General features: G+C 71.1%; 24 protein-coding genes. 14 read left to right on the forward strand and 10 right to left on the reverse strand.

Annotation, left to right across the window (positions count from 1 at the left end; all coding sequences use genetic code 11):
- Positions 1-251 precede the first annotated feature (251 nt).
- Together FV218_RS08005 and FV218_RS08010 are read left to right on the forward strand one after the other, a co-directional pair.
- A complete protein-coding gene (locus FV218_RS08005) occupies positions 252-920 on the forward strand; it encodes a response regulator transcription factor (RefSeq protein ID WP_147709336.1) in 669 nt (222 codons plus the stop codon).
- Between the two features lie 56 nt (positions 921-976).
- Positions 977-2,329 (forward strand): sensor histidine kinase, encoded by a 1,353-nt coding sequence (locus FV218_RS08010; protein WP_246685033.1) that lies wholly within the window; start codon positions 977-979, stop codon positions 2,327-2,329.
- Here FV218_RS08010 and msrA read toward each other — a convergent pair.
- From msrA to FV218_RS08025, 3 genes are all read right to left on the reverse strand, one after another.
- Positions 2,313-2,837, reverse strand: coding sequence for a peptide-methionine (S)-S-oxide reductase MsrA (gene msrA / locus FV218_RS08015; protein WP_147709338.1), 525 nt, complete (start codon positions 2,835-2,837; stop codon positions 2,313-2,315). The two genes, FV218_RS08010 and msrA, sit on opposite strands and share 17 nt — an antisense overlap.
- 138 nt (positions 2,838-2,975) lie before the next feature.
- A complete protein-coding gene (locus FV218_RS08020; RefSeq protein WP_246685034.1) occupies positions 2,976-4,073 on the reverse strand; it encodes a 2'-deoxycytidine 5'-triphosphate deaminase in 1,098 nt (365 codons plus the stop codon).
- Positions 4,074-4,178: 105 nt separating this feature from the next.
- A complete protein-coding gene (locus tag FV218_RS08025) occupies positions 4,179-4,544 on the reverse strand; it encodes a hypothetical protein (protein ID WP_210246113.1) in 366 nt (121 codons plus the stop codon).
- 244 nt (positions 4,545-4,788) lie between these two features.
- On the opposite strand from FV218_RS08025, the gene apaG reads away from it, so the two are divergent.
- The 4 genes from apaG to FV218_RS08045 are packed head-to-tail and all read left to right on the forward strand — an operon-like array spanning position 4,789 to position 7,267.
- The gene (gene apaG / locus FV218_RS08030; protein ID WP_056095256.1) at positions 4,789-5,181 is read left to right on the forward strand and encodes a Co2+/Mg2+ efflux protein ApaG; all 393 of its coding nucleotides are present in this window, start codon (positions 4,789-4,791) and stop codon (positions 5,179-5,181) included.
- Positions 5,182-5,185: 4 nt separating this feature from the next.
- Complete coding sequence (gene argE / locus FV218_RS08035; RefSeq protein WP_147709340.1) at positions 5,186-6,352, forward strand: acetylornithine deacetylase; 1,167 nt, start codon at positions 5,186-5,188, stop codon at positions 6,350-6,352.
- The gene (gene speG / locus FV218_RS08040; RefSeq protein ID WP_082476639.1) at positions 6,349-6,957 is read left to right on the forward strand and encodes a spermidine N1-acetyltransferase; all 609 of its coding nucleotides are present in this window, start codon (positions 6,349-6,351) and stop codon (positions 6,955-6,957) included. Before argE ends, speG begins: the two co-directional genes overlap by 4 nt.
- Positions 6,958-6,982: 25 nt before the next feature.
- Positions 6,983-7,267: a YciI family protein gene (locus FV218_RS08045; protein WP_147709341.1), complete on the forward strand. Its 285-nt coding sequence runs from the start codon at positions 6,983-6,985 to the stop codon at positions 7,265-7,267.
- A 10-nt stretch (positions 7,268-7,277) separates the two neighbouring features.
- On the opposite strand, the gene FV218_RS08050 is transcribed toward FV218_RS08045, so the two are convergent.
- From FV218_RS08050 to FV218_RS08060, 3 genes are all read right to left on the reverse strand, one after another.
- On the reverse strand, positions 7,278-8,285 hold the full coding sequence (locus FV218_RS08050) for an Hsp33 family molecular chaperone (RefSeq protein WP_147709342.1): 1,008 nt from the start codon (positions 8,283-8,285) through the stop codon (positions 7,278-7,280).
- Between the two features lie 169 nt (positions 8,286-8,454).
- Positions 8,455-9,402: an ornithine carbamoyltransferase gene (argF, locus tag FV218_RS08055; RefSeq protein WP_147709343.1), complete on the reverse strand. Its 948-nt coding sequence runs from the start codon at positions 9,400-9,402 to the stop codon at positions 8,455-8,457.
- Positions 9,403-9,443: 41 nt separating this feature from the next.
- Entirely contained in the window at positions 9,444-10,637 is a 1,194-nt protein-coding gene (locus FV218_RS08060; RefSeq protein ID WP_147709344.1) for an aspartate aminotransferase family protein, read from the reverse strand.
- Positions 10,638-10,874: 237 nt separating this feature from the next.
- On the opposite strand from FV218_RS08060, the gene FV218_RS08065 reads away from it, so the two are divergent.
- From FV218_RS08065 to FV218_RS08090, 6 genes are all read left to right on the forward strand, one after another.
- The gene (locus FV218_RS08065; RefSeq protein ID WP_147709345.1) at positions 10,875-11,348 is read left to right on the forward strand and encodes a RidA family protein; all 474 of its coding nucleotides are present in this window, start codon (positions 10,875-10,877) and stop codon (positions 11,346-11,348) included.
- Positions 11,345-12,097 carry a glycerophosphodiester phosphodiesterase family protein gene (locus tag FV218_RS08070; protein WP_147709346.1) on the forward strand — a complete coding sequence of 251 codons (753 nt, stop codon included), beginning with the start codon at positions 11,345-11,347 and terminating at the stop codon, positions 12,095-12,097. The genes FV218_RS08065 and FV218_RS08070 overlap by 4 nt, the downstream gene beginning before the upstream one ends.
- 45 nt (positions 12,098-12,142) lie before the next feature.
- Positions 12,143-12,421 carry a hypothetical protein gene (locus FV218_RS08075; protein ID WP_147709347.1) on the forward strand — a complete coding sequence of 93 codons (279 nt, stop codon included), beginning with the start codon at positions 12,143-12,145 and terminating at the stop codon, positions 12,419-12,421.
- Between the two features lies 1 nt (position 12,422).
- Positions 12,423-12,929, forward strand: a complete 507-nt coding sequence (locus FV218_RS08080) for a hypothetical protein (protein WP_147709348.1) — start codon at positions 12,423-12,425, stop codon at positions 12,927-12,929.
- Positions 12,930-13,007: 78 nt separating this feature from the next.
- Positions 13,008-14,252: a GNAT family N-acetyltransferase gene (locus tag FV218_RS08085; protein ID WP_056095281.1), complete on the forward strand. Its 1,245-nt coding sequence runs from the start codon at positions 13,008-13,010 to the stop codon at positions 14,250-14,252.
- A 21-nt stretch (positions 14,253-14,273) separates the two neighbouring features.
- Positions 14,274-14,795 carry a glutathione peroxidase gene (locus FV218_RS08090; RefSeq protein WP_056095283.1) on the forward strand — a complete coding sequence of 174 codons (522 nt, stop codon included), beginning with the start codon at positions 14,274-14,276 and terminating at the stop codon, positions 14,793-14,795.
- Here FV218_RS08090 and FV218_RS08095 read toward each other — a convergent pair.
- The gene (locus tag FV218_RS08095) at positions 14,765-15,736 is read right to left on the reverse strand and encodes a cation diffusion facilitator family transporter (RefSeq protein ID WP_056095287.1); all 972 of its coding nucleotides are present in this window, start codon (positions 15,734-15,736) and stop codon (positions 14,765-14,767) included. The genes FV218_RS08090 and FV218_RS08095 overlap by 31 nt on opposite strands.
- A 145-nt stretch (positions 15,737-15,881) precedes the next feature.
- On the opposite strand from FV218_RS08095, the gene FV218_RS08100 reads away from it, so the two are divergent.
- Positions 15,882-16,313, forward strand: coding sequence for an HIT family protein (locus tag FV218_RS08100; RefSeq protein WP_246685035.1), 432 nt, complete (start codon positions 15,882-15,884; stop codon positions 16,311-16,313).
- Between the two features lie 42 nt (positions 16,314-16,355).
- On the opposite strand, the gene FV218_RS08105 is transcribed toward FV218_RS08100, so the two are convergent.
- The 3 genes from FV218_RS08105 to FV218_RS08115 form a co-directional block, all read right to left on the reverse strand.
- Positions 16,356-16,781: a PilZ domain-containing protein gene (locus tag FV218_RS08105; protein ID WP_056095292.1), complete on the reverse strand. Its 426-nt coding sequence runs from the start codon at positions 16,779-16,781 to the stop codon at positions 16,356-16,358.
- Between the two features lie 91 nt (positions 16,782-16,872).
- Positions 16,873-17,100, reverse strand: a complete 228-nt coding sequence (locus FV218_RS08110) for a hypothetical protein (RefSeq protein WP_056095294.1) — start codon at positions 17,098-17,100, stop codon at positions 16,873-16,875.
- A gap of 66 nt (positions 17,101-17,166) precedes the next feature.
- Positions 17,167-19,233, reverse strand: coding sequence for an NAD(+) synthase (locus FV218_RS08115; RefSeq protein WP_147709349.1), 2,067 nt, complete (start codon positions 19,231-19,233; stop codon positions 17,167-17,169).
- A 282-nt stretch (positions 19,234-19,515) separates the two neighbouring features.
- Here FV218_RS08115 and FV218_RS08120 point away from each other — a divergent pair, with 282 nt between their 5' ends.
- Entirely contained in the window at positions 19,516-22,668 is a 3,153-nt protein-coding gene (locus tag FV218_RS08120) for a DNA translocase FtsK (RefSeq protein WP_246685038.1), read from the forward strand.
- Positions 22,669-22,761: the final 93 nt, after the last annotated feature.

Consider the following 22,761-nt stretch of genomic DNA (forward strand, 5'->3'; position numbering starts at 1 on the left):
CCCCACCCGGCATACGCCCCCCGCGGATGGCCCGGTGGCCCGGTTTAGGGTATAACTCCCCCGGGTGAGGTCGGTGGCGGTGCCGTCGATGGTGGTCATGGGGTGTCGGTGTCCTGTCTGGGGTTGCCCTCTCGGGTTGACGCCGTTCTAGGGGCGCCCCGCCAATCCGATCTGAACCAGGCGGTTCAGCCCCGGTTAAACCGCACGGCGTAGCCCGCCCCTTCCGCTCCCACCCACGGACCCTGCGCCCGATGAAGATCCTGCTCGTGGAGGACGACGCGCCCCTCGCCGCCGAGATCGCCAAGGCGTTGCGCGCCGAAAACTTCGCCCTCGATCACGCCGTGAACGGCGAGGACGGCCAGCATCTCGGCGAGACCGAGACCTACGACGCAGTGGTGCTCGACCTCGGCCTGCCGAAACGCGACGGCATCGCCGTGCTCCAGGCCTGGCGCGGCGAAGGCCGGACGGTGCCGGTGCTCATCCTCACGGCGCGCGACGGCTGGAGCGACAAGGTGGCGGGCTTCAAGGCCGGGGCCGACGACTTCCTGGTCAAGCCGTTCCGGGTCGAGGAACTCGTGATCCGCCTGCGCGCCCTCGTGCGCCGGGCCACGGCCCACGGCGCGAACCGCGTGGTCTGCGGCCCCCTCACATACGATTCGGGATTGGGCACCTTCGAGCGCGACGGCCTGCCCCTGAAACTCACGGGCCTCGAATGGCGGGTGCTGTCCTGCCTCATCCTGCGCAAGGACGGGGTGGTGCCCCGCGGCCAGCTCATCGAGCGGGTCTATGACGGCGATGCCGACGTCGATTCGAACTCCGTCGAGGTCATCATCACCCGCCTGCGCCGCAAGATCGCCCCGGCTCGCATCGAGGGCGTGCGCGGCCACGGCTACCGCCTGATGCCGGGGGACGCCGCATGAGGCCCCCCGGCGGGAAGTCCCAGCCCCCTGCCCCGCCCGCGCCGAAACCCGAACGCTTGCCGGGGCCGTTCCACCTCGGGTCGCTCCAGCGCCGGCTCCTCCTCGCCGCCCTGGTTGCCATCACCGTCGCCCTGGTGGTGGCGGGCGTCGCCATCGGGCTCGTCCTCCACCGCTTCGTCCGGGGACAGCTCGACAGCCGCCTCGACAGCCAGCTCGTCGCCCTCGCGGCCGGCCTGGAGCGCGGCCCCGGGAACCGCCTGCGCCTCACGCGCAGCCTCGACGGACCGCCCTTCGACCGCGACCGGGCCGGCTGGTACTGGCAGGTCCGCCAGGGCGACGCCGTCCTGCGCTCGGGTGCCCTGGAGGGCCGCGACCTCGACTACGGCGAGCGGGCCCGCGACGGGCTTGATCCGGACCACCCGCACCCGGCCGACGGCACCGGCCCGTGGGGCGAGAGCCTGATCCTGCGCGTCCTCACCCTGCCGCCCGAGGCCGGGGCGCCGCCGGCGGTGCTCGTCGCCTCGGCGCCGGCCGACGCCCTGCGCGGGCCCCTGCGCGAGGCGGGCGGCGCCTTGGCGCTGATCCTCGGAATCCTGGGTCTGAGCCTCATGGCCGGCACCCTGGCGCAGGTGCGCCTCGGCCTCAGGCCCCTGGAGCGCCTGCGCCGCGACCTCGCGGCGGTGCGGGCCGGGCACCGCGCCCGCGTGCCGGGCCAGCAGCCGGCGGAGATCCGGCCCCTGGTGGCGGAGGTCAACGCCCTCCTCGACCAGAACGCGGCCAATCTGGAGCGGGCGCGCACCCACGTGGCCAACCTCGCCCACGGCCTGAAGACGCCCCTCGCGACCCTGTCGCTCGCCCTGTCCGACCGCGCCCGCGACCCCGACGGGACCCTCGGCGGCCTCGTCGGCGCCATGGATGGCCAGGTGCGCCATCACCTGCGCCGCGCCCGCGCGGCGGCTCTGGGCGGCGCCACCCGCGAACGGACGGCCATCGCCGAGCCCGTCGCGGACCTGCGCGCCACCTTCGCCCGGCTCTATGCGGGGAAGGGCCTCGTCATCGACGTGACCCTGCCGGCCGGGGCGGCGGTGGCCTGCGACGGCCAGGACCTCGACGAGATGCTCGGCAACCTCATCGACAACGCCTGCCAATGGTGCCGGGGCTACGTCCGCGTCAGTGCGGCGAGCACGGAGGCGGGCCTCGCGATCACCGTCGAGGATGACGGGCCCGGCCTCGCACCGGAGGCCGCCGCCGAGGCGGTCCGGCGGGGCCGGCGCCTCGACGAGTCCGTGCCGGGCAACGGCTTCGGCCTGTCGATCACGCAGGAGCTCGCCGAACTCTACGGCGGCGGCCTCCACCTCGGTCGCTCGGGCCTCGGCGGCCTGCGGGCCGGCCTCACGTTGCCGGTGTGAGGGTCTTCTCTGCGCGGGCCGGCAGCGTCCAGTTCGGCCGGACGAAGTGGCAGGTGTACCCGTCGGGGCGCTTCTCGAGGTAGTCCTGGTGTTCCGGCTCGGCCTCCCAGAACGGTCCGGACGGCGTCACCTCCGTGACGACCTTGCCGGGCCACAGGCCGGAGGCGTTCACGTCTGCGATGGTCTCCTCCGCGACCTGCCGCTGCACGTCGTCGGTGTAGTAGATCGCCGAGCGGTAGCTCAGGCCCCGGTCGTTGCCCTGGCGGTTCGGCGTCGTCGGGTCGTGGATCTGGAAGAAGAATTCCAGCATCCGCCGGAAACTCGTCACGCTCGGGTCGTACGTGATCTCGATGGCCTCGGCATGGGTGCCGTGGTTGCGGTAGGTCGCGTCCGGCACGTCGCCGCCGGTGTAGCCCACGCGGGTGGACACGACCCCCTCCTGGCGCCGGATCAGGTCCTGCATGCCCCAGAAGCATCCGCCGGCGAGGATGGCGCGCTCGTTGCTCATGGTCGTCCTTTCTCGGGTCTCGATAGCCCTGAGATAGGGTGCCGCCGCCCGATGTCCCAGCGGGCGGGCCGCCGGGCCACCCTGCGCGGAGCGTCGCGGGGGCTTCTTGGGCGAAAGACGTGTCGGGCGAAGTGCCTCTCAGGCGAAGTGCTTCGACAGCTTCAGCCCCTGCGCCTGATAGTTCGAGCCGGCCCCGGCCCCGTAGAGGGTCGCCGGCACCTCGGCCATGCGCTCGTAGACGAGGCGGCCGACGATCTGGCCGTCCTCCAGCAGGAACGGCACGTCGCGCGAGCGCACCTCCAGCACGGCCCGCGCCCCCGCCCCGCCAGCCCCGGCGAAGCCGAAGCCCGGATCGAAGAAGCCGGCGTAATGTACCCGGAACTCGCCGACGAGGGGATCGAACGGCACCATCTCGGCGGCGTGGTCCGGCGGCACTTGCACGGATTCCTTCGAGGCCAGGATGTAGAACTGGCCCGGATCGAGGATCAGCGCCCCCGAGCCGTCCGCGGCCAGCGGCTCCCAGAACTCGGCCGTCCGATGCGCGCCGGGCCGGTCGACATCGACGAGGCCGGTGTGGCGCTTGGCTCGGTAGCCGATGAGGCCGTCGAACCCGGAGAGATCGATGGAGACGGCGATGCCGCCCTGGAACGACGGGTTCGCCGCATCGACCAGGGGGGTCTTCGCATGCAGGGCCGCGAGTTCGCCGTCGTTCAGGCGCGGCTCGCCCCGGCGGAAGCGGATCTGCGACAGGCGCGAGCCCGTGCGGACCTTCACCGGGAAGGTGCGGGGCGAGATCTCGGCGTAGAGCGGGCCGTGATAGCCGGCCTCGACCTGGTCGAAGGCCGTACCCCGGTCGGTGATGACCCGGGTGAACACGTCGATTCGCCCCGTCGAGCTCTTCGGGTTGGCGCTGGCCGCGAGGTCGCCCGGCAGGGCGAGGTGCTCCTGCAGTTCGGCGATGTAGACGCAGCCCGTCTCCAGCACCGCGCCCTGCGTCAGGTCCATCTCGTGCAGGACGAAGGCCTGGATGCAGGCCTGGACCGTGCGGGCGCCGGGCAGGAAGCTGGTGCGGACGCGAAACACCCGGGCGCCGAGGCGCAGGTCGAGGCTCGCCGGCTGGATCTGGTCGGGGGCGTAAGGCGTGTCCGGCCGAATCACGCCCGCCCGCGTCAGGGCCGCGATGCCCTGCGCCGCCAGGATGCCCGCGGAGGGGCCCGTCTGCGCATTGGTCTGCATGGCGTCCGGCATCCTTCAGGGCTTCGCCCGCGCTCGATCGGGCGCCTCGTCGGGTCAGGGTCGCCGGAATTCGCGCCAGTGTCGGACTGAGCGCCTAAGGCCGCGTTAAACCTCCGGCTCCTCGGGCGCCTTCAGGACGATCCGCGCCAGGGCGAGGCGGGCGAGGGCTCCCATGGCGACGAGGCCGGCAAGCGCGCTCGCCAGCACGGGGAAGCCCGCCGGCCAGACGACGAGGCCGAGGCCGAACAGGACCGCACCGAGGCCGGCGCCCGGACCGAAGGCCAGCACCACCGACGGCATTCCCGACAGGCGCGGCCCCGGCCCGGCCCGGCGCGCGACCCGGGTTCCGACCGCCCGCGCCAGCCCGTCGAGGACGAGGGCGGCGGCCAGCGCCGCCGCCGCCCAGCCGTTGGAATCCGGGGCGCGCCAGGCGAAGGCCCCCGCCAGCCCGGCGATGGCGAGGCTGGCCAACAGGCCGCTCCGGGCGAGGAGACCTCGCTTGGCAAGTGGTGCGGGACCACGCGAAACGGCCCTGTCGATCACGCAGGCTGATCCTCACGTTTGCGCGGGCACCCCCGCATTCGCCACGCGCGGGCACCCCCGCATTCACCACGATTGACGCGGTTTTCGCCGGGCCGTACCACGGCGCCCTGAGCGTGTCGCGATCCTCCGGATCGCGGCCGGGTCAGGCCCGGCCACGGAGGCGTTGAAGGCGATGTACAAGGCTCAGACGCGCGGCATCAGCGTGACCGTGCAGCCCCGCTTCGTCGAGGAGGAATCCTCCCCCGCCGAGAGCCGCTACTTCTTCGCCTACACCGTGGAGATCGTGAACAACGGCTCCGAGCAGGTGCAGCTGCGCTCGCGCCACTGGCGCATCGTCGATGGGCGCGGATCGACCCAGGAGGTGCGCGGCGCCGGCGTCGTCGGCAAGCAGCCCGTGCTCGAGCCCGGCGAGTCGTTCAGCTACACCAGCGGCTGTCCCCTCACCACGCCCGACGGGCTCATGGCCGGCAGCTACACCATGGCGACCCATGCGGGCGAGAGCTTCGAGGCCGAGATCCCCGCCTTCTCCCTCGACTCGCCCCACGTCCGCCGCAGCGTCCACTAAACCCATGTCCGGCCCGCGCCCCACCACCCTCGATCTGCTGGCGCGGCTCGTGGCCTTCGACACCGAGAGTTCGAAATCGAACCTCGCCCTCATCGACTTCGTCTGCGGCTACCTCGATGGCCTCAACGTCCCGCACGTCCGCATCCCCAGCGCGGACGGCGACAAGGCAGCGGTGTTCGCCACCATCGGCCCGCCGATCGACGGCGGCATCGTGCTCTCGGGCCACACCGACGTGGTGCCGGTGACGGGTCAGGCCTGGACCACGGACCCGTTCACCCTGCGCATCGCCGACGGGCGCGCCTATGGCCGCGGCGCCGTCGACATGAAGGGATTCTGCGCCCTGGCGCTGGCGGCGATCCCGGACTTCCTCGCCGCCGACCTGGCGCGCCCGATCCACATCCTCCTGTCCTACGACGAGGAGACCACCTGTCTCGGCGTCGCCGACACCATCGCGCGCTTCGGCGCCGACCTGCCGCGCCCCGGCGCCGTGATCGTCGGCGAGCCCACCGACCTCGAAGTGGCCGACGCCCACAAGAGCATCGTCACCTACCTGACCACCGTGCACGGCCACGAGGCGCATTCGGCGAAACCCATGCTCGGCGCCAACGCCGTGATGGCGGCGGCCGACCTCGTGTCGGAACTGAACCGCATCGCCGACCTCATGATCGCCCGCGGCGACGCCTCCGGCCGGTTCGACCCGCCCGCCACCACGGTGCATGTCGGCACGATTTCCGGCGGCACGGCGCGCAACATCCTGCCCAAGCTCTGCACCTTCCACTGGGAGTTCCGGGGCCTGCCCGACCTCGACATGGGCGAGATCCCGGCCCTGTTCGCCGCCAGGGTCGAGATGACCCTGCGCGACCGGCTCAACCGCTACGGCGATTACGGGCGCATCGAGACCCTGGAGGAGGTGGCGGTGCCGGGCCTCGCGCCCGAGCCGGGCTCGGAGGCCGAGCGCCTCGCCCTGCGGGTGGCGGGGCGCAACCACACCATCTCCGTGCCCTACGCCACGGAGGCCGGGCGCTTCCAGGGGGCGGGCATCCCGACGGTGGTGTGCGGCCCCGGCTCCATCGACCAGGCCCACCAGCCGGACGAGTACATCACGCTGGCCGCCCTGGAGGCCGGCGAGGCGTTCATGGCCCGGTTGATTACGGAATGTGCACGGCCATGACTCAAACCAAGAGCCAAACCAAGGGCACCTTCGTGTCCCGCACCATCGCGGCCGACGGTCCGGTCAAGCTCCGGCCCCTGGAGCGCGAGGACCTGATGTTCGTGCATCAGCTCAACAACAACGACAGCATCATGCGCTACTGGTTCGAGGAGGCCTACGAGTCCTTCGCCGAACTGGCGCAGCTCTACGAGCGCAACATCCACAACCAGACCGAGCGGCGCTTCATCATCGCCAATTCCGACGGCGAGCCCGCCGGCCTCGTCGAGCTCGTGGAGATCAACCACCTCCACCGGCGCTGCGAATTCCAGATCGCCATCCATCCGGCCTTCCAGGGCCAGGGCTACGCCCCCCGCGCCACGCGCATCGCCATGGACTACGCCTTCAGCGTGCTCAACATCCACAAGCTCTACCTGCACGTGGACAAGGACAACGCCCGGGCCGTGCGCATCTACGAGCGCTGCGGCTTCGTGCCGGAGGGCATTCTCAAGGACGAGTTCTTCGTGAACGGCAAGTACCGCGACGCCGTGCGGATGTGCCTGTTCCAGCCGGCCTACCTGGCACGGCGCGGCAGCGGGGACATCGCCGAGCCGGTGCTCAAGGCCTGACGGCCCTCCCCCCAGGAGTACGGACATGATCGTCGTCTCGCTCACCTACCTCAAGAGCGCCGAGGAAGCCGACCGCCACATGGAGGGCCACATGGCGTGGTTGAAGACGGGCTATGCCGAGCACGGCTTCCTCGCCTCCGGCCGCAAGGTGCCGCGCACCGGCGGCCTGATCCTCGCCCGCGGCCCGCGCGCCGCGGTCGAGGCCTATCTCGAGAGCGACCCGTTCAAGACGCACGGCATCGCCGATTTCGCGGTGACCGAAATCGACGTGACCACGGCCGTCGCGGGACTGGAGGTCCTGAAGGGCTGAGCCTCGTTCCTCAGCCGGCCGCGACCTGCGCCTCCACCTCGGCCGGATCGAGATCGTAGCGCCGCGAGCAGAACTCGCAGGTGATGCCGATGCGGCCGTCGTCGGCGACCATGTCACGGCGCTCCTGGGCCGAGAACGACACGATCATCGCCATCACGCGCTCGGGCGAACACCGGCACTGCTCGCGCACCCCTTGCGCCTCGAACACCCGCACGCCGCGCTCGTGGAACAGGCGGTAGAGCAGGGTCTCGGACGACACCGCCGGATCGACGAGCTCGTGATCCTCGATGGTGGAGACGAGGCTGCGCGCCTCGACCCAGGCATCGTCCTCGGCGACACCCTGGGCGTCGAAATGGGCGTGGCCCTCCGGGATGTCGCCGGGGGGCAGGTCGGCGAGCCGCGCCCGGTCGACGGATTGCGGCAGGAACTGCACGAGGAGGCCGCCGGCCCGGTAGGTGGTGGCGCCGTTCGCGAATTCCTCCGCCACGGCGAGGCGGACCTGGGTCGGGATCTGCTCGGACTGGCGGAAATACTGGTGCGCCGCCTCTTCCAGGCTCTGGCCCTCCAGGGCGACGACGCCCTGGTAGCGGCTGCTCTGCAGCCCCTGGTCGATGGTCATGGCGAGGTGCCCCTGCCCGATGAGGTCGTGGCTCTTCAGAGGGGTGCTGCCCAGGGCCTGAACCCGCGCGGCGTCGAAGCGGGCCGTGGCGCGGACCCGGTCGGGGGCCTCGAAATCGACGACGATCATCTCGACGGGGCCGTCGGTCTTGGTCTGGAGCTGGAACCGGCCCTCGAACTTCAGGGACGACCCGAGGAGCACGGTGAGCGCCGCCGCTTCACCGAGCAGCCGCGCCACCGCGTCGGGGTAGCCGTGCCGGCGCAGAATGGTGTCGACGGACGGCCCGAGGCGCACCACCCGGCCGCGCACGTCGAGGGCCTCGACGGAGAAGGGCAGCACCACGTCGTCGTCGCCCTCGATGACGGGGGTCTGAGAAGCGGGTTCGTGTCCGGCAGTCATGGCATCTCCCTTCGGGCGCGACGGATCGGGCCAAGCGGAATCCCGCGAGCGCATGGGATCGCCGCCCTTCGCTCAGCGCTCCGGTCCATCCGTCGTCCGGCCTCGGCCGTTCATATAGGACGCGATCGCCACCCGCGCGACGGGGGGCCGTACGTCCCCCGTCGCGCCGTCAGAGGGCGCGCAGGCACCACGCCAAAATACCCTTCTGGGCATGCAGGCGGTTCTCGGCCTCGTCGAAGATCACCGATTGCGGGCCGTCGATGACCTCGGTCGTGACCTCCTCGCCGCGATGGGCCGGCAGGCAGTGCATGAACAGGGCGTCCTTGGCCGCCGCCGCCATGAGCTTGGCGTTGACCTGATAGGGCGAGAGCAGGTTGTGGCGGTGATGGTCGTCCTCGTCGCCCATGGAGACCCAGCAATCGGTCACCACGACGTCGGCGCCGTCCACGGCCGCGTAGGCGTCCGTGGTCACGTTGAGGCTGGCGCCCTCGGCCCGCGCCCAGTCGAGGAGGGGCTGCGGGGTCGCCAGTTCCGGCGGGGCGGCGATGTTCAGGGTGAAGTCGAACCGCGCGGCGGCGTGCACCCAGCTCGCCAGGACGTTGTTGGCGTCGCCCGACCACGCGACGGTGCGGCCCCGGATCGGCCCGCGATGTTCCTCGAAGGTCAGCACGTCGGCCATGATCTGGCACGGATGCGAGACCTTGGTCAGCGCGTTGATCACCGGCACCTCGGCGTGTTCGGCCAGCTCCAGCATGAGGTCGTGGTCGAGGATGCGGATCATGATCGCGTCGACGTAGCGCGACAGCACCCGGGCGGTGTCGCCCACGGTCTCGCCCCGGCCGAGCTGCATCTCGCCGCCCGTCAGCATCAGGGTCTCGCCGCCGAGTTCGCGCATGCCGACGTCGAACGAGACGCGGGTGCGGGTGGACGGCCGGTCGAACACCATCGCCAGGGTCTTGCCGACGAGGGGCCGCTCGGCCGCGACCTCGCCCTTGCGCCGGCGCGCCTTGATGCCGGCCGCGGCGTCCAGCACCGTGCGGAGCTGCGCGGGGGAAAAGTCCTTGAGGTCGAGGAAGTGGCGCGGGCCGCTCTGGGTCCCGTTGAGGGTCGTGGTCATGGGTCCGTTCTTCGTCTGACGGTTCGTCGCGGGGCCGGCCGTCACGCGGCCGCTCCCTGGGTCCGGGTCTCGAGGGCGGTGGCCGTCGCGTCGAGGCGCGACACCGCCTCGGCCACGTCCGCATCGGTAATGATGAGCGGCGGCAGCAGGCGCACGACGTTGTCGCCCGCCGGGATGACGAGGAGGTGCATGTCCCGTGCCGCCGCGGCGAAGTCGGTGTTGAGCACGCCGAGCTTGAGTCCGAGCATGAGCCCGTCGCCGCGGATCTCCTGGATCACCGTGCGGTGGCGGTCCTGGAGGGCGGCGAGACGCTGCTTCAGGAGCAGCCCCACCTGTCCGACCCGGTCGAGGAAGCCGTCGGCCAGGACCACGTCGAGCACGGCGTTGCCCACCGCCATGGCCAGCGGATTGCCGCCGAAGGTGGTGCCGTGGGTGCCGGCCGTCATGCCGCGCGCGGCCTCGGCCGTGGCGAGGCAGACGCCGAGGGGAAAGCCGCCGCCGATGCCCTTGGCCGCGCTCATGATGTCCGGGGTCACGCCGGACCATTCATGCGCGAACAGCCGGCCCGTGCGCCCGACCCCGGTCTGGACCTCGTCCATGATGAGCAGCAGGCCGTGCGCGTCGCACAGGGCGCGCAGGGCGCGCAGGTGCTCGTGCGGGATCACCCGCACGCCGCCCTCGCCCTGGATCGGCTCGATCATCAGGGCGGCGGTCTCCGGGCCGATGGCGGCTTCGAGGGCGTCGAAATCGCCCGTCGGCACCTGATCGAACCCGTCCACCTTCGGACCGAAGCCCTCGATGTACTTGGCCTGTCCGCCGGCCGCGATGGTGGCGAGCGTCCGCCCGTGGAACGCGCCCTCGAAGGTGATGATCCGGAACCGCTCGGGGTGGCCGCCGACCGCGTGGTACTTGCGCGCCATCTTGATGGCGGCCTCGTTGGCCTCGGCCCCGGAATTGGCGAAGAACGCCACGTCGGCGAAGGTCGCGTCGACGAGGCGTTGCCCCAGGCGCTCACCGTCGGGGATCTCGAACAGGTTCGAGGTGTGCCAGAGCTTCTGCGCCTGGGACGTCAGGGCTTCCACGAGGTGGGGGTGGGCATGGCCGAGCGCGTTCACCGCGATGCCGGCGCCGAAATCGAGGTATCGCTCGCCGTCGCGCGCCACGAGCCATGCGCCCTCGCCGCGCTCGAAGGCGATGGGGGCCCGGGCATAGGTCGGCAGAAGGGCGGATGTCACGATCCCGACTCCGTGTCTCGCGGCGGCCGAAGGCGGCCGCACCAAATGAAAGTGCCGCCTCGGCAAGGGGGCGGCACGCGCGCGATTACTAGAGAAAAGCCCAATTCTGTCAATGACGGGACGGGTTCACACCGCCGACATGACGGCACGCTACACCCGCCGCGGGGATGCCTTGCGTGCCGCGCGCGGACATGGTCAGAGCGCCCCCACAAGAGTTTCGAAGGAGACGCGACGCGGATGAGCACGGCCAAGGAACGTCTGGAGGCGCTCGGCCTCACCCTGCCGAAGGCGGCGGCCCCCGTGGCGAACTACGTGCCGTTCGTGCGCACCGGCAATCTCGTAGTGATCTCGGGGCAGATCTGCTTTTCCGCCGACGGCAAGCTCGACCCGGCCCATGTCGGCAAGCTCGGCGCCGAGGTCTCGGTGGAGAACGGCATCGCCGCCGCGCGCCTGTGCGCCATCAACGTCCTGGCGCAGGTGCAGGCGGCCGTGGGCGACCTCGACCACGGCGTGGTGCAGTGCGTGCGGCTCGGCGGCTTCATCAACGCGGTGCCGAGCTTTGCCGGCCTCGCCGGCATCATGAACGGCGCCTCCGACCTCATGGTCGAGATCCTCGGCGACCGGGGCCGCCACGCCCGCGCCACCGTGGGCGTCGCCGAACTCCCCCTCGACGCCGCCGTCGAGGTCGAGGCGATGTTCGAGGTCAAGTGAGCGTCAACGCACCGGCCTGGCTCACCGCCCGGCCCATCGCCCATCGCGGCCTGCACGACCGGGCCGCCGGCGTGCCGGAGAACACGGTCGCGGCGGCCGAGGCCGCGATTCGTGGCGGCTACGCCATCGAGTGCGACGTGCAGCTCAGCGCCGACGGCGAGGCGATGGTCTTTCACGATGCCGGGCTCGGGCGCCTGACCGGGGTGTCCGACCCGGTGGACAGCCTCACGGCGGCTGCCCTGTCCGATCTCGCCGTGGCCGGATCGTCCGACCGCATCCCGACCCTGCCGGACTTCCTCGGCGCCATCGCCGGACGCACGCCCCTCGTGATCGAGGTGAAGTCGCACTACGCGGGAGACCTGCGCCTCATGGAACGCGTCGCCGAACTCGCCCTCGCCTATGACGGCCCCGTGGCGGTCAAGTCGTTCGACCCGCACCTCGTGACCGCCCTGCGCAACCTCGCCCCTACCATTCCGCGCGGCATCGTCGCCGAGACCCGCCAGGACGACCCGGCCTACGCCGCCCTGCCCCCGAGCCTGCGCCGGTCGCTGTCGGACCTGCTGCATTTCGACGAGACCGCGCCCGACTTCCTGTCGTGGCGGGTGGACGACCTGCCCTGCGCGCCGGTCCATCTCTGCCGGCTGCTCGGCGCGCGTCCGGTCATGACCTGGACCGTGCGCAACCCGGACCAGCGCCGCCATGCCGAAGCGCATGCCGACCAGATGGTGTTCGAGGGATTCTTGCCGTAGCGCTCCTGTTTGACGCGACTGGATACGGGGATCAAGGTGAACGGCATGTCCGAACTGCCCCTCCAGCGTGTCGAAGAGATCGGGCTCCGCGCCGCCCGTGCCATCGCGGGCGAAACAGTGCGCGCACTGAAGGTGCGTCGAGCCCTCGATTCGACCGATGAGGTTGCGTACTACCTGTTTTTCCTGTCCGACCGGTCTTTGCCCGAGCAGGCTCTGACGAGTTTGAGTATCGCCCAGCAGGTTCGCGATACCCTCATTCGAGACGGCGACCTTTCCTATCCTTACGTGCGGCTGCTGCCCAAGGACGAGTGGGAACGGCAGTAACGTGCTCGACCCGGACGAACTTCTGGATGTCGCCCGGCTTCTGGTGACCCAGGCGCCCGGTACGGTGCCGAACCAGGCGCAGATCCGCCGGTCTGTCTCGACGGCGTACTATGCGTTGTTCCATGCCGTGCTGCGTAGGGCGGCCGACCACCTCGTCGGGGCCGATCAGAGCCATACGGCGGCCTATGCACTCGTTTATCGCGCTTTTGTGCATGGCCGCATGAAGGAGGTTTGTCAGGTGATCGACAAGCCAAGTTTGAGCGCCCCGAATCAGGAGAAGCTGAAACGCACTGCCTTCGGGTCTCCCCTGCGCTTCTTTGCGACGGCCTTCGTGGAATTGCAGGACGCCCGGCATCGTGCCGACTACGACCCCCATGCGGTCCTCGGCCCTTCCGACGCGGAACGAGCCTGTGCCGTCGCGCGGTTCGGACTCGAAATGCTTGTGGCCGCCGATCCGGATGAACGGCGGGACGTGTTCGCACTGATGCTGTCGGCCGGACGTCGCTGACGGCGGGCATCCCTGCGACGGTGCGCGGCCCCGCTCCGCCCTTGGCCCCTCCGCCGGCGGGGCCTAGATTGCCTCCTCATGGACACGCCCGACGCAGCCCCCGCCGCCCCCGCCGAGATCGTGACCGAACTGCAGGTCCGCGCCGTCCAGGGCCTGGGCCAGATCGCGGCAGCCGAATGGGATTCCTGCGCCACCTCGCCCGAGACCCTGTCGGCCGGGGACGAGACCCACAACCCGTTCACCTCCCACGCCTTCCTGTCGGCCCTGGAGGATTCGGGCTGCGTCTCGCGCCACACCGGCTGGCTGCCGCTCCACGTGGCGGTGGAGCGCGAGGGCCGCCTCGTCGGGGTGGCGCCGTGCTATCTCAAATCCCACAGCCAGGGCGAGTACGTGTTCGACCATGGCTGGGCCGACGCCTACGAGCGGGCCGGCGGGGCCTATTACCCCAAGCTCCAGGTCAGCGTGCCGTTCACCCCCGTCACCGGGGCGCGCTTCCTCATCGCGCCGGGCCAGGACGTGAACGAGGCCGCCTCCGCCCTGGTGGCGGGCCTGCGCGCCCTGCGGGCCGAGACCAAGGCCTCGTCGATCCACGTCACCTTCATGCAGGAGCGGGAATGGACGCAGGCCGGGGAACTCGGGTTCCTCCAGCGCGTCGACCAGCAGTTCCACTGGGACAATGCCGGCTACGCCACCTTCGAGGATTTCCTGGGCGCGCTGGCCTCCCGCAAACGCAAGGCGATCCGGCGCGAGCGCCGGGACGCGCTTGCCAACGGCATCACCATCGAACACGTCACCGGCGCCGACCTGAAGCCCGAGCACTGGGAGGCGTTCTACGCGTTCTACTCCGACACCGGCGCGCGCAAATGGGGCCGGCCCTACCTCAACCGCAAGTTCTTCGACCTCGTCGGCGCGCGCATGCCCGAGCGGGTACTGCTGATCCTGGCCCGGCGCGAGGGGCAGATCATCGCCGGCGCCATCAACTTCATCGGCGACGTCGCCCTCTACGGCCGCAACTGGGGCTGCGTCGAGGACCATCCGTTCCTGCATTTCGAGGTCTGCTACTATCAGGCCATCGACTACGCCATCGCGCACGGCCTGAAGCGCGTCGAGGCCGGGGCCCAGGGCGAGCACAAGCTCGCGCGCGGCTACCGGCCGGTGCTCATGCACTCGGCCCACGACATCGCCGACCCCGCCCTGCGCCGGGCCGTGGCCGACTACCTCGAGCGCGAGCGCGCGCACGTGATCGAGGCGGCCGACGCGCTCGACACCCTGACGCCGTTCCGGCGCGGCGGGATCGAGGGCGGGCCCGACGAGCCAGTCTGAAACCATTGCCGAAGGCGCCCGATGACCGACCTGCACAGCCTCGTTCCGCGCGCCGCCGACGGCACGCCGTATCCGCTCGCGCAGCATCGCGGCGAGGTGCTCCTCGTCGTCAACACCGCCTCGCAATGCGGCTTCACCGGGCAGTATGCCGGGCTCGAGGACCTGTGGCGCCGCCACCGCGCCGCCGGCCTCGCGGTGCTGGGGTTTCCCTGCAACCAGTTCGGCGCCCAGGAACCGGGGGATGCCGCCGAGATCGCCCGATTCTGCAGCCTGACCTACGACGTGACCTTCCCGGTGCTCGCCAAGGTGGCGGTGAACGGAGCCGACGCCGACCCGGTCTTCGCCCACCTCAAGCGTGAACGGCCGGGACTGCTCGGCCTCACGGGCATCAAGTGGAATTTCACCAAGTTCCTCGTCGGCCGCGACGGCCGGGTGATCGCCCGCTACGCCCCGAAGACGAAGCCGGCCGATCTCGACGCGGCCATCGCGAAGGCCCTGGCCGAGCCGGCGCCTCAGGCCTCGGCGGCGGCGGTCGCCGGGTAGGAGGCCGCCTCCTTCGACTGGATCTCGATGAACACCCGGGTCACGTCGGGGCTCTTCGCCTTGAGCTTGCGTTCGAGGCGTCCGACCATCGCCTCGATGGCGCCGGCGCTCAGGGTGTCGTCCATGTCGAGGCTGACGTTCACCAGGATGTCGGACGGCCCCATGTGCTGGGTCAGCACGGCGTTGACGTTGTGGACGCCCGGCTCCGTGCGGACCACCGCGCGGATGGCGGCGACGAGGGCCGGGTCCGCCGCCTCGCCGATGAGCAGGCCGTGGGTCTCGATCATCAGGAAGGCCGCCATGCCGATGAGGATCGCCCCGATGGCGATGGAGGCCCAGCCGTCGAGGTCGGGCATGTCGAGGACATGCGCCAGGATCACGCCCGAGAGGGCGACCACGAGGCCCATCAGGGCGGCGACGTCCTCGATGAGCACCGTGAACAGGGCCGGGTCCTTGCTGCGGCGGATGGCGGTGATCGGCGGCCGGCTGCCCTTCTCGGCCCAGAACGACTTCAGGGCGACGGCACAGGAATAGCCCTCGGCGAGCACGGCGAAGCCGAGGATGCCGACATTGACCCACAGGCCCGGGATGGTGTGGCCGAACACGTGGGCGTCCGAGACCGGCTCGGGATAATGCAGCTTGTGGATGCCCTCGTAGACCGCGAAGGCGCCGCCTCCGAGGAAGATGAACAGCGCGACGATGAAGGCGTAGAAGTAGATCTCCCGGCCGTAGCCGAACGGGTGCAGGGCATCCGCCGGGCGCTTCGCCCGCTTCATCCCGACGAGGAGCAGGATCTGGTTGGTGGTGTCCACCATGGAGTGGACGCCTTCGGCCAGCATCGCCGAGGAGCCGGTGAAGAACGCGCCGACGAACTTCGCCGCCGCGATGGCGAGGTTGGCGCCGGCGGCGGTGTAGATGGCGCTGGTGCTCTCGTGGGCCATGCGGGTCTCGTCCGGAAAGGGGCCGGGGGAGTCCCTGGCGTCGATCCCTGCAACGCGCGGAGTACGGCCAAGGTTCGCCCGGTGGACGCGCGGGGGGCGCCTGTGCATCGTGGCGCCCGAAACGATTTCATCGGAGCGACCGGCCGTGACCGCAGCCTATGACCCCCAGAACATCTTCGCCAAGATTTTACGCGGGGAGATCCCGGCTCACCGGGTCTACGAGGACGACCACACCCTGGCGTTCATGGACGTGATGCCCCAGGGCGAGGGGCATACCCTGGTGATCCCCAAGGCCCCGGCCCGTGGTCTCCTCGACGCCGACCCGGCCTCCCTCGCGGCGGTGGCGGCGACGGTCCAGCGCGTCGCCCGCGCGGTGAAGGCGGCGTTCGCGGCCGACGGCCTGACGGTGTTCCAGTACAACGAGCCGGCCGGCGGCCAGACGGTGTTCCACCTCCACGTCCACATCCTGCCGCGCTTCGACGGCGTGGCCCTCGGGCGCCACACGGGCGGCATGGCCGATCAGGGTCTGCTCGCCGATCACGCGGCGCGGATCCGGGCGGCGCTGGAGACGGCGTAACGGTTGTCGCTCGGGCAAGGCGAGCCCGCGGCGACGCTCGCGTCACCCGGCGTTGAGGGTTTCGCCGGTCCCCATGGCGGTCCCGGCCGCGGCGACCGGCGCACCCATGAGCAGGCGGCGCAGGGCCGCGTTCTCCGCCTCGAGCTCGCTCACGCGGCGCATCAGGGCCATGAGCGAGGTGGTATCCTCGGCGGGAGCCGGCGCGGAGGCCGGCGCGGCCTCGAGGGCGAAGGCAATGCCGACGCCGTCGGCGCGGCGCCAGGCCAGGGTCGAGCGGTAGGTCTTGTCCTTCTGCGGAATGTAGAGTTCGAAGGAATCGGGCAGCGTCGAGGTCTCGGTGAGCGCCAGGCGTGCACCGGAGGCCGACATGTCGCGCACGAGGCAATCCATGCTCGACGCGCCCTTGTTGAACAGGATCCGGCCCTTGAGGAACGTCCTCTGCCGTACTTCCCTGCGATGCTCCGACATGGGGCGCGACCTCCGTTCACCGCACGTAATGCCGGTACCCTGGCACGCGCGCCTTAAGGAATGATCGCCGGAATGCCGGATTCGCCGCCGGTCAGTGGAAGCGGCTGTCCATGGTCTGGAACAGGTAGAAGCCGTTGAAGCGCACAGCCGTCTCCGCCGCCCGGTCGTCGAACTCGATGGGGGCCGCGCCCAGATCCGCGATCTTGCCGCCGAACGACCAGTGTCCGCCGCCGAGGAAGTGCGGCACCGCGCGGCTCTCCGGCACGGCGCAGCACAGGCCCTCGACGGTCCTGAGGCAGAAAACGTTGTAATTCTGCATCGGTCAACCTCCGATTCGCCCGCTCGGCAGACGGCTTAGCCAGACAATCGGACAGGTTTGTGTCGGTCAGGTTTCGGGAACGTTGCGCTCCAGTTCGTCCAGCCATGCCCGGGCGGTGCCGTCGGAGGGCGCGCGCCAGTCGCCGCGGGGCGAGAGGGCGCCCCCGGCCGAGACCTTCGGCCCGTTGGGCAGGGCCGAGCGCTTGAACTGGCTGAAGCCGAAGAAGCGCCTGAGGAACAGGGCGAGCCAGGCCCGGATCTCGGGCAGCGCATAGGCCCGGCGCTCGGCATCGGGAAAATCCGGCGGCCAGGCGCCGGCCTGCGCATCGCCCCAGGCATGGAGCGCCAGGAAGGCGATCTTCGAGGGCCGGAACCCGTACCGCAGGGTGTAGAACAGGGTGAAGTCCTGCAGGGCGTAGGGGCCGATGACGTCCTGCGTGCTCTGCGGCCGTGCCCCGGCCTCCACCGGCACGAGCTCGGGCGAGATCTCCGTGCCGAGGATCGCCTTCAGGGTGGTGCCGACCTCGTCCGAGAACTGCCCGGTGCCGACCACCCAGCGGATGAGGTGCTGGATCAGGGTCTTCGGCACGCCGGCATTGACGCCGTAATGGCTCATCTGGTCGCCGACGCCGTAGGTGCACCAGCCGAGCGCCAGTTCCGACAGGTCCCCGGTGCCGATGACGATGCCGCCCTGCTGGTTGGCCAGCCGGAACAGGTAGTCCGTGCGCAGGCCCGCCTGCACGTTCTCGAAGGTGACGTCGTAGACCGGCTCGCCCCGTCCGAACGGGTGATCCATGTCGGCCAGCATCTTCGTGGCCGTGTCGCGGATGTCGATCTCCCGCGCCGTGGTGCCGAGCGCCGCCATGAGCGCGTGGGCGTTGGCCTTGGTCTCGTCCGAGGTGGCGAAGCCCGGCAGGGTGTAGGCCAGGATATCGGACCGCGGCAGGCCGAGGCGGTCGAACGCCTTGGCGACGACGATGAGGGCGTGGGTCGAATCGAGGCCGCCCGAGACGCCGATGACGGCGCGCTTCGTGCCCGTCGCCTCCAGGCGCTGGGCGAGGCCCGCCACCTGGATGTTGTAGGCCTCGTAGCAATCCCGGGCGAGGCGGGCGGGATCGGCCGGCACGAACGGAAACCGCTCGACCCGGCGCTCCAGGCCGAGGTCGCCCGGGGGCGGATCGAGGCGGAACCCGATCCGGCGACGGGCCGACCCGCGGGCACGGGCGTTGTCGTCGAAGCTGCCGGCCTGGAGCCGCTCCTGCGCGATCCGGTCGAGGTCGATGTCGGCCAGGGTCACGACCGGGCGGTCGGCGAAACGCGCACCCTCGGCGAGGCGCTCGCCCAGCTCGTCGATGCTGGTCTGGCCGTCCCAGGACAGGTCGGTGGTGGATTCGCCCAGACCCGCCGCCGCGTAGACGTAGGCGCACAGGCCCCGCATGGAGGCGGCCCGGGACAGGAGCGCCCGCGACTCCGCCCGGCCGACGGTGATGGGGCTGCCCGAGGGGTTGGCCAGCACCGTGGCGCCGGCGAGCGCCAGATCCATGCCGGGGGAGGCGGGGACCCACAGGTCCTCGCACACCTCGACGCCGAGGACGAAGCCGGGAATGTCCTCGGCGGCGAACAGCAGGTCGGTGCCGAAGGGCACCGTGTGTCCGCCCACCCGGATCGTCTCGCCCGCGATGCCCACGCCCGAGGCGAAGTGGCGCTTCTCGTAGAATTCCCGGTAGTTCGGCAGGTAGCTTTTCGGCACCACCCCGAGCACCCGGCCCCGGTGGATCGCCAGGGCGCAATTGTAGAGCCGGTGGCCGAAGCGCAGGGGCGCGCCGACGACGAGGACGGGGCTCAGCGTTTCCGAGCCCGCCCGCACGGCCTCGACGGCCGCCTCGACGGCGTCGCAGATTGTGGTCTGCAGGAGCAGGTCGTCGATGGCGTAGCCCGACAGGCAGAGTTCGGGAAACACCGCCAGGGCTGCGCCGTGCCCGTCGCAGTCCCGCGCCAGGGCCAGGACCGCCGCGGCATTGGCCGCCGGATCGCCCGGATGACTGCGCCCGGTGCAGGCCGCGACCCGGGCGAAGCCGTGGGCGTAGAGCGAGCGGAAGGCGGCGGGGCTGGTCTGGGCCAAGGGAGCGGTCAAAGGGCAGGGGGCTTCCGGTCGGGGCCTTCGGGACTGACCGGTCCATCCTACCCCGCGGCGCCCCCGCTCTCCAACCGCCGCACCGGAGCAAGCGTCTGTTAACGACGATGGTCCTAACTCGTCGGTGAACCGCGCCCCTCCCGGCGGCGGACCCGCTTCGAGTAAATCCGGCCAATCATGCGCGCATCGGGACGGCTCCCCTACTCCCATCGTGACCCCTCTCGTCCCGTCCGGGGCGGCGACCGCCTCGGACTGTCCATCGGCGCCCTGGCGCACCGGCTCATGAACCTGCGGGCCACCCTCACCCGCCGGCTCGCCGGGCCGCCACAGCGCCCGGACTACACCGTGGCGGCGACCCGGCCGGCCCCGAGCTGGATGACGAGTCCGCAGGCCTTCGTCGGACGGGAGGCGGCCTACCGCACCCCGCCCGCCGCGCAGGGCTGGCCCGACCACGTCTTCGACGACCGCGCCACCCTCGACATGATCCCCGCGCGCGCGGCCCCCTTCGCACAGCCCGAGGACGGTCTCCCTGAAGGCGAGGCCGGTCCCCGCGTCCTCATCCGCGCCCCGCGCCGGCCCGCCGCCATCGTGCCGGAGGCCGACGAAAACCCGCGCGTCCAGGCGCACACCACCACCGCCCCGGCCCCCGCCGTGCGCTACACCCGCACGCCCGATCCCGTGCTGCAGGAGCGGCGCCAGCGCGCCCTCGATGCCGAGCGTGCCGTCCTCGCCCAGGCCGAGGCCGCCGCCGAGGAGATCCGGACCCGCGCCGAGGCGGAGCGCGCCGCCGCGGCCGCGGCGCTCGCGGCCGCCGAACTCGAAGCCATCGAGCGGGCGACCCGCGAGGCGGCGGCGGCCACCGCCGAGCCCCTGTGGCGCCAGCCCTTCGTGGTGCCCGAGGGCGTGCGCTTCTTCCGCAGCCCCGACCGCCGGCAGGCCAGCCCCGCCATCGAAGCGACTGCCGTCGAAGCCCCCGTCCTCGAACTCTCCGTCGTCGCCGAGGCGCCCCCCGCGCCCGTCCTGCCGGAGGTCCACGCGGCCGATCCCGTCCCGGACGACCGCGACTGGTCGGACGTGCCGGACTGGTCCGAGGTCCATGCCTGGTTCGACGCCCGCGACTCGGCCGCCCTCGATGCGTGGTCGGAGATCCAGGCCGAATCCGTCGAGGCCGCGCCGATCCCCGCCGGCATCGCGCCGCCGGCCGCCGCCCCCTTCGTCGCCGCTGCCGAAGACATCGCCCCCGAAGACATCGCCCTCCTGCGCGTCCTGGCGCCGGCACCGGTCTACGTCCTCGACCGCCTGCTGCAATTCGACCGGACCGCGACCCCCGCCCCGGCCGACGGACAGGACAACGCCGCCCGCGCCCTCGCACCGCCGTCCGCGGCGCCGCGTCCTCTGGTGCTCAGCGCCATGGCCGCCCGCGCGGCCATCCGCTCCGCCCGTCCGACGCCCCCCTCCCCTGCCCCGATGCCGTTCGTCGCCGTGTTTCCGCCGATGCCCGACGTGCATCCCGCGCCGGTCGCCCTGCCCGAGCCCCTCTCGTTCGCCGAACCCGTGACGGCCGCCGAGCCGGCCTTCGTCCCCACGGCGATCCCGTCGCGGACGGTCCTGCTGCGCACGCCCAAGGGAGCCGCCCCCGAGCCCGTGGCCGAGGCACCGGGGCTCGAGATTCCGGCTGAGCCCGAAATCGCGCCGGAGCCCGAGGCCCCGGTGGCGGTCGCCCCCCCGGTCCTCAACATCCCCCGCGCCATCCTGCCGGAGCGCCCGACCCTCATCGCCGCCGGGCGCCACATCTCCATGTCGCTCGTTGAGAACGAGGATTACGAGCACCCGTCCCTCGAACTCCTGGCCGAGCCCGACCCGAGCGGGACCGAGGAGGTCGATGCCGACGTGCTGGAGCAGAACGCCCTCAACCTCCAGCAGACCGTGCAGGACTTTGGCGTGCGCGGCGATATTCTCGCGGTGCGCCCGGGTCCCGTCGTGACCCTCTACGAGCTGGAGCCGGCCCCCGGCACCAAGTCGAGCCGCGTCATCTCGCTCTCCGACGACATCGCCCGGTCCATGTCCGCCGTCTCGGCCCGCGTCGCCGTGGTCCCCGGCCGCAACGTCATCGGCATCGAGCTGCCCAACGACACCCGCGAGACCGTGTACCTGCGCGAACTCCTGGCCTCGGCCGATTTCGGCCTGAGCAAGCACAAGCTCGCCCTGTGCCTGGGGAAAAACATCGGCGGCGAACCCATCATCGCCGACCTCGCCCGTATGCCGCACCTGCTGGTCGCCGGTACCACCGGCTCCGGCAAGTCGGTCGCCATCAACACCATGATCCTGTCGCTCCTGTATCGGCTCAAGCCCGAGGAGTGCCGCCTGATCATGGTCGATCCGAAGATGCTGGAGCTCTCCGTCTACGACGGCATCCCGCACCTGCTCTCGCCCGTGGTCACCGACCCCAAGAAGGCGGTCATCGCCCTCAAATGGGCCGTGCGCGAGATGGAGGAGCGCTACAAGAAGATGTCCAAGATCGCCGTGCGCAACATCGACGGCTACAACGCCCGCATGGCCGAAGCCCGGGCCAAGGGTGAGATCATCACCCGCGAGATCCACACGGGCTTCAACCGCGAGACCGGACAAGCGGTCTACGAGACCGAGGAGATGGACCTCTCGGCCCTGCCCTACATCGTCATCGTCGTCGACGAGATGGCCGACCTGATGATGGTGGCGGGGAAAGACATCGAGGGGGCGATCCAGCGCCTCGCCCAGATGGCGCGGGCGGCGGGCATCCACCTGATCATGGCGACGCAGCGGCCGTCCGTCGACGTCATCACCGGCACCATCAAGGCGAACTTCCCGACCCGGATCTCCTTCCAGGTCACGTCGAAGATCGATTCGCGCACCATCCTCGGCGAAATGGGCGCCGAGCAGCTCCTCGGCCAGGGCGACATGCTGTTCATGGCCGGCGGCGGACGCACCACCCGCGTGCACGGGCCGTTCTGCTCGGATTCGGAGGTCGAGAGCGTGGTGGCCCATCTCAAGCGCCAGGGTCGGCCATCCTATCTGGAGGCCGTGACCACCGACGATTCCCCGCCCGACGAGAAGCCCGCCAAGGGCGCGAAGGCCGACAGGGCCGAGAAGGCCCAGGCCCTCGAGGCCGAGGACCTCGACGTGCCGATCTTCGACGGCGGCGCCTTCGCCGCCACCGGCGGCATCGATCCGGGCGCGGAACTCTACGACCAGGCCGTGCAGGTGGTGATGCGCGACAAGAAGGCGTCGACCTCCTACATCCAGCGCCGCCTGCAGATCGGCTACAACCGCGCCGCCTCGATCATGGAGCGGATGGAGATCGAGGGCATCGTCGGCCCGGCCAACCATGCCGGCAAGCGCGAGATCCTCATGGAAGGCGGCCCTGGCCCATCGTCGATGATGGACTACGACGATTGAGCCGTCTCCGCCCCGTCCGGGGCGGGAGCGTGGCCCCGACCCGTCGCATAATCGCCACAGGGGCGGACTCTAAGCGGAGCCCGCCCCGTCCGA

Origin of the sequence: Methylobacterium sp. WL69, assembly GCF_008039485.1 — a bacterium.
Taxonomy (GTDB): domain Bacteria; phylum Pseudomonadota; class Alphaproteobacteria; order Rhizobiales; family Beijerinckiaceae; genus Methylobacterium.